Below are 5,130 nucleotides of genomic sequence, written 5' to 3'. Positions count from 1 at the left end.
TAAATGGTTTGACTAAAATATTTTGTTTTATATCCCCCCCGGTTGGGTTAATGCGGATTAGTTGGAAACGAAAAGTTATCCCCAGGCAAGAGATAGCCAAAAGCTACCCCCCCGCTTGGGTTAATGCGGATTAGTTGGAAACAATAACCACCTAAGGCGTGGTTATATCCAGTGCTTGGAGCCCCCCCCGCTTGGGTTAATGCGGATTAGTTGGAAACTTGAGATTCTTATCGCCAAAGGCTTCTTGAACGCCTTCCCCCCCGCTTGGGTTAATGCGGATTAGTTGGAAACCTTAAATGTGATCGTAGTATTCAAAAAACCACTTTCCCCCCCCCGCTTGGGTTAATGCGGATTAGTTGGAAACTTAGGGTAGGGGTCTTCCCCTACATCCCCTTACTTAAAAATTGTTTGACTGATAACTGATAACTGATAACTGATAACTGAAATTTCCCCCCCCGCTGGGGTTAATGCGGATTAGTTGGAAACATCTGTAGTGGCGATTCGCGAATCGCCACTACACCTCCTTAAAAATTATTTGACTGATAACTGATAACTGATAACTGATAACTGAAGTTCCCCAGGTAGTTTAATCTGCCTGGGGTTTCTCATTGTTTTGAAATTTTCCCAGTTGCGATCGCAAAAAGGTGTTTATATTATTAGTTCAGATTCAGGTGGTGGTACATTGTAGAGGTACGACGGTGGGAGCAAGATGATCCCGTGCCAAGCATCCCCCGTTCTTTGTATACTATTACGCGAACAGGACTACCCAGATTGATAGCAGTAGAAGAAAATGTTAGGACAGTTCAAAAGCTGAAAACTAAGAGGATATCTGAAAAGTTTTTTGACACTGAAATTTGCCCCCTTAGCCCCCCAAATTTGGGGGGAACAAGAGTCAATTTGCTTCTAAAAATCCCCAAAAATTAGGGTATTTAGGGGGCTTATATCATGTCCGGATAAGAGCGTGATGAAAAAACTTATTATGAGTGCTTCAACAGTAAATCTTTCTATTTTCCCTACTCCCCTACTCCCCTACTCCCCCGCTCCCCTACTATCTTAATTATAAGTATTCAACCGGACATGATATTAGATGGGGAACAAGAGTCAATTTGCTTCTAAAAGTCCCCCAAAATTGGGGGATTTAGGGGGCTTGAAATATTTTTTTAAATAATCTCAGAAGTAGCTATCTTCCATTTCCCATCAATAAATATCAAGTTATAAATAACTGTTAGTTGAGCAAAACCTGACCTTGTAGCGTCTAATTTATCATTTTTAAATAATTTATATTCTTCAGTAACTTTAACTTGAATAGTGGCTTGATTTCCTTGAGTAGAAAAATATTCAATACTATCTATTTTTTGCACCTTATACTGATAGTAAGCATTGTTTTCTTTTAACCAGACGATCGCTCCATCAGAGGCAACTATATTATCATAGACTTTTCCTGTGGTTAATTCAGCAGCAAGTTTTTGATTGTATGGAGGAGCAAATATTTCTTTTTTTGCTTTTAACCAATTCTGGATTAATTCTTCAGCTTGTTGTTGAGAAATTGATTTTACTAATTCAGTGGTAGGTGGTGTGGGAAATTTTGGTATTTCTGAGCCGGTTTGGGGAGATTTACTTAAGACATTTTTGAGCAAAATACTACTCAAAAAACAACTGCCAATAACACCACTAATAATCGCAGCTTTCTGCCAAGTTTTGCGATTAATAGATAATTGAGTTGAAGGGTGGTCTAGACTTTGGTCTAAAGGTGAATTTAAAGTTGTCGTTGCGTCCGGATTATTGATGACTACTAAAGATGAAGATGGCTGAGTTTTTTCATTACTAAAAACCTGAGTTGAATCAGACTCTAAAGCACTTAACATTTCTGTAGATTTAGCAAAGCGATCGCTAATATTAGGTTGAATTGCCTTGTCTAAAATTCCTGCTAATTTAGGAGTTAAATTATTCGTATATTTTTGCCAAATAATCTTCCCTGTTTGTAAATCCATGTCTAAATCTTGGGGAACTCTTCCTGTTAGTAGAAAAATAGCTGTTAACCCTAAACTATATAAATCACTAGCATAAACTGGTCGTCCCGCTGCTTGTTCAAAAGCCATATATCCAGGAGTACCAATCATAATAGAAATAGGTGTCGTATTTTGAGAATTAATAGCTGTACTAATAGAATCTTTTACTGCCCCAAAATCTATTAAAACTGGCAAATCATCTTGTTGGCGCAAAATAATATTTTCTGGCTTAATATCCCGATGAATAATATTTCTACTATGTATATAATTAATAACAGACAGTAAACTAATCAGAATTTTCTGAACATCACCATCTGTCATTGGGCCTTTAGTTTTTACTCTTTTCCCTAGAGTTTCTCCCTCTATCCATTCCTGTACTAGGTAAAACTGACCTGCTGTATCACTAAAATAAGCATACAACTTGGGTATTTGGCTATTAGTCTCCCCTAATTCTTCTAGAATGGCCGCCTCTCTTTGGAAACGTTGCAATACCTGTTGGTAAATTTCGGGATTATTTGTAACTACTTTAAGTTGCTTAATTACACAATAGCGACCAGAAGGCATTTGGGTATCTTGAGCTAAAAAGGTTTCTCCAAACCCACCACTACTGAGTGCTTGTATAATTTGATAGCGATTGTTCAAAAGTGTCGGTTTCACATCAGGAATTGTCAGGAAAGGCAGAAGGCAGAAGGCAGGAGGCAGGAGGCAGGAGGCAGGAGGCAGGAGGCAGGAGGCAGGAGGGAATTTTGACCAAAAAATAAGGTCTCAAGCCTCCCCTTGGCTGCGCCGCGAGCTACCGCTCTACAAGGGGATGAAAAAGCAGTGGAGGGATGGATGGGTTACCTAACCATATCCAATCGACCAAGAAAAAATCAATTTCAACATTTCAAGCCCAATACTTTCCTAGGTCATGCTACGCAAACAGGCAGAGGTACTGATAACTGATAACTGATAACTGAAATGACTTCCGCATAGCTGCCTTCGTTCATTGCCCATTGGTTTTAATTCAGGATAACATACTTATCAATGGATAATGGATAATTGATAATTGATAATTGCTTAATTTGGTCTAAGACATCTTCATTTATTAAGAAAATAAAAAGAAAATATTTTCCTTAAGTTCAGAGGATATCTGATAACTGATAACTGATAATTGATAACTGATAATTACCTCTGGTTAAAACCGAGAGGATTGAATATAAGGAATATTGTCTTTTTTTTCCCCTTAAAAGGCTATGCTTTATAAACATCTTTTTTAACATAAAACTTGACAAAATAGACAAGTTATGTACGAGTCTTTAAAAGGTTTTTGTCAGAGAAAAAGTGTATTAAAAAATACATTTTTTTTTGATAACTTAAGTAGTTTTTCCTATCTACTATGATTCTTTCTCCCTTCTCCTTTTTCCCCTCCTGGGAGGGGCGAGGGGTGGGTCCCCTACTCCCCTACTCCCCACAAGGTTTTCAGGAGTTCCTTATAAGGGATAACTTAAAAGGGGAGGCTTTAAACCTGAATTATTTAATTATTAATTATTAATTATTAATTATTAATTATTCGGTAATTATCCATTATTCATTGTTCATTATCAATTGTTGAATAGCTAAAAGTCATTACCAAAAAATGAGAAAATTATTCAAGTTAATTATTTTAACAGTAGCTATTACTGGCAGCTATACAGGATTTTTATCTATTGTAGATAAGATTAATGCTGCTCAAAAGAGTGCCGATCTACAGACTAAATATATTACTAATAATCAGGATAATCGCCAAATAAAATTTGACAATAAAAAATATATTGGCGTTGGTGAATTAGTGCATGATATTAATCTTAATTATTTAGGAGTCAACCCACCCCTCGCCCCTCCCCCTCCCAGGAGGGGAAGTCAGGAGTCAGGAGTCAGGGGGAAAGAAAGAAGAAGAAAGAGTAGTAGAAGGAGAAAGTTTTTTGTTCCCACTCTTATCCAGACAAAATATTATACTTCAAACCACCAACGTCAAAATATTAATCCAGGATTATCTGCTTCTGAAAAACTATCTGATGTTGGTCTAATTCAATTTAATGATACTACTTTCAAACCTCTAGATATTGATGAGGAAAATTTATTCAAATCACCTACTTTATCAAGGCAAAATATTTTAAAAGAAGCACCTATTGGTCCTTCTCAACCTCCGACAAGACCAGTAATTGATGTTCACTTAAATAAAAGTGTTGGTGACAAAGAAATAAATAAACCATCAGCGAATAATATTCCCGAAGATCCTCAGTTTAAACCAGTGATGGAATATGCTATAAAACAAAATCTTTCTGAACGTCCGATGGCAGAAATTATGCAGGCGATCGCTGATTATTTTATTGGTACTCCCTACAAAGCTGGATTATTAGATCAATCGAATCAAGAGTCTTTAGTTATTACTTTAGATGGATTTGATTGTGTCTTATTTGTAGAAACTGTTTTGGCAATGGCTAGGGGGATAGCAGTAGAAGATTATTCTTATTTGACTTTTGTTAATAATATTAGAAATCAGCGTTATTGGAATGGAAAAATGAATGGATATTGTAGTCGTTTACATTATTTTTCTGAATGGATTGCTGATAATCAGAGGCGCGACAATATAAAAGATATTGGTGTTGAATTAGGTGGAGAGAGAGTTAAGAAGCCATTATTTTTTATGAGTAAAAATAGATGGGAGTATCCACAAATTGCTAGTAATGATGCTAATTATCAATGTATTGTGAATATGGAAGATAGTATTAGTAAGCTGAAAATTAGCTATATTCCTTACTATAAAATTAGCAGCGTTTATTCTCAGTTAAAAGCGGGAGATATAGTTGCTGTAGCAACAGAAATTAATGGTTTAGATGTGACTCATACTGGTTTAGTTTATCGTAATTCTGATGGTAATATTGGTATTATTCATGCTTCTCCTGCGGGGAAAGTAACTGTTGCTTACGATTTAGAAAGATACATTTGGAATGTGGAAAGTGCTATTGGTATTTTAGTGGCGCGACCTGTCGATCCACGGGGTTAGAGTAGGGGAGTAGGGGAGTGGGGGAGTGGGGGAGTGGGGGAGTAGGGAGTGAGGGAGTGGGGGAGTGGGGGAGTAGGGGGAGTGGGGGTAGGG

At 37.0% G+C, this 5,130-nt stretch carries 2 protein-coding genes and 1 CRISPR repeat array; of the genes, one reads left to right on the top strand and one right to left on the bottom strand.

Annotation, left to right across the window (positions count from 1 at the left end; genetic code table 11):
* Positions 1 to 33 precede the first annotated feature (33 nt).
* Positions 34 to 364: direct repeats of the CRISPR family, unit length 36 nt; unit sequence CCCCCCCGCTTGGGTTAATGCGGATTAGTTGGAAAC.
* Between the two features lie 796 nt (positions 365 to 1,160).
* The gene (locus F6K54_RS39910) at positions 1,161 to 2,651 is read right to left on the bottom strand and encodes an IMS domain-containing protein (RefSeq protein WP_293089872.1); all 1,491 of its coding nucleotides are present in this window, start codon (positions 2,649 to 2,651) and stop codon (positions 1,161 to 1,163) included.
* A 976-nt stretch (positions 2,652 to 3,627) separates the two neighbouring features.
* Here F6K54_RS39910 and F6K54_RS39905 point away from each other — a divergent pair.
* On the top strand, positions 3,628 to 5,037 hold the full coding sequence (locus F6K54_RS39905; RefSeq protein ID WP_293089871.1) for an N-acetylmuramoyl-L-alanine amidase-like domain-containing protein: 1,410 nt from the start codon (positions 3,628 to 3,630) through the stop codon (positions 5,035 to 5,037).
* Positions 5,038 to 5,130 lie beyond the last annotated feature (93 nt).

This window comes from Okeania sp. SIO3B5, assembly GCF_010692555.1.
Lineage (GTDB): Bacteria > Cyanobacteriota > Cyanobacteriia > Cyanobacteriales > Microcoleaceae > Okeania.
This window is presented reverse-complemented; position numbering and strand designations above follow the sequence as displayed.